We start from the raw sequence: 1229 nt of genomic DNA, 5'->3' as shown, positions 1-1229 counted from the left end.
TGCCTCCTCGTCGTTCTCGCCGATCCAGGGCCAGTGCGGGCGGGCCGTGGTGCGCGCGGGCGGCGCGCCCACCACGGCCGTGCCGCCGTCATCCGAGGACGGCCGCGATGTGCGGCGGGACCTCCGTGCCGGGAGCCAGGTGGGCGTCCGGGAGCGGGGCCTCGAAGCCCTTGCGCAGGGGGAGGACGCCGGCCCAGTGGGGGAGCGCCAGGTCCTCGGGCTCGTCGTTGACGCCACCGGTGCGGATCTTGGCGGAGACCTCGGTCAGGTCCAGCCGCACCACGGCCGTGGCGGCCAGTTCCTTCCGGTCGGCCGGGCGGCACTCCCGCGAACGACCCGCCACCACGTGGTCGACCAGGGCGTCCAGCGCCGCGCTCCGCTCCTCGGGGTCGGTGACCTGGTACGCCGTGCCCAGCACCACGACGGAACGGTAGTTGACCGAGTGGTGGAAGGCCGAGCGGGCCAGCACCACGCCGTCGACGTGGGTGACCGTCACACAGACCTCCATGCCCGGCTCCTCGCCGCCCGCCGCGCCCGCCATCCGCATCGGACGCGAGCCGGTGGAGCCGTGGAGGTAGAGGCGCTCGCCGACCCGCGCGTAGATGGTCGGCAGCACGATCGGGGCGCCGTCGCGGACGAAGCCCAGGTGGCAGACCCACCCCTCGTCGAGGATCGAGTGCACGACGTCCTTGTCGTACGAGGCGCGCTGCGCCGAACGGGTCGGGACGGTGCGCTCGGTAGCCGTGTACGGGGCCCCCTGCATGGCGTTCTCCATTGCACTAGTGCATAATAATGTTTGTGCTAGGAGAATATCGGATCACAGGCCGTCGCGCCACGGAGATCGCCGCCGACGTCGAGGGCGCGGTGAGCGCCGGGATGCTCGAACCCGGGCAACAGCTGCCTCCCATGCGGGAGTTGGCGGAGGAGCTGGGGGTCAACGCGAACACCGTCGCGGCCGCCTACCGGATCCTGCGCGAGCGCGGGGTGATCGAGACGGCGGGACGCAAGGGCAGCAGGGTGCGGCCCCGGCCCGCCACCACCGGACGTGACGAGATCCCGGTCCAGGTGCCGGCCGGGGTGCGGGACGTCTCCAAGGGCAACCCCGACACGGCGCTGCTGCCCCCGCTGGCGCCCGCCTTCGCCGCGGCCGCCGCACGGACGGACGCGGCGCCGGTGCTCTACGGGCACCACCCCCTCGACCCGGACCTGGTGCGGATCGCCCGCGCGGA

General features: G+C 73.6%; 2 protein-coding genes. One reads left to right on the top strand and one right to left on the bottom strand.

Going from position 1 to position 1229, the window contains the following annotated elements; genetic code table 11:
* Positions 1 to 88: 88 nt before the first annotated feature.
* Positions 89 to 763 carry a pyridoxamine 5'-phosphate oxidase family protein gene (locus HW445_RS31615; protein WP_257231426.1) on the bottom strand — a complete coding sequence of 225 codons (675 nt, stop codon included), beginning with the start codon at positions 761 to 763 and terminating at the stop codon, positions 89 to 91.
* Positions 764 to 798: 35 nt separating this feature from the next.
* Here HW445_RS31615 and HW445_RS31610 point away from each other — a divergent pair.
* Positions 799 to 1229 (top strand): GntR family transcriptional regulator (locus HW445_RS31610; protein ID WP_180224201.1); only part of this gene is annotated, 431 nt, incomplete at its 3' end.

The organism is Streptomyces sp. UH6, from assembly GCF_013421635.1.
GTDB lineage: Bacteria > Actinomycetota > Actinomycetes > Streptomycetales > Streptomycetaceae > Streptomyces > Streptomyces abyssomicinicus.
Note: the sequence above shows the minus strand (reverse complement) of the source record. Positions and strands in the feature narration are given on the sequence as shown.

What these genes read in the sequence shown, in the direction of transcription:
- HW445_RS31615 (WP_257231426.1), bottom strand. Translation starts at nt 763, where the DNA reads ATGCAGGGGGCCCCGTACACGGCTACCGAGCGCACCGTCCCGACCCGT.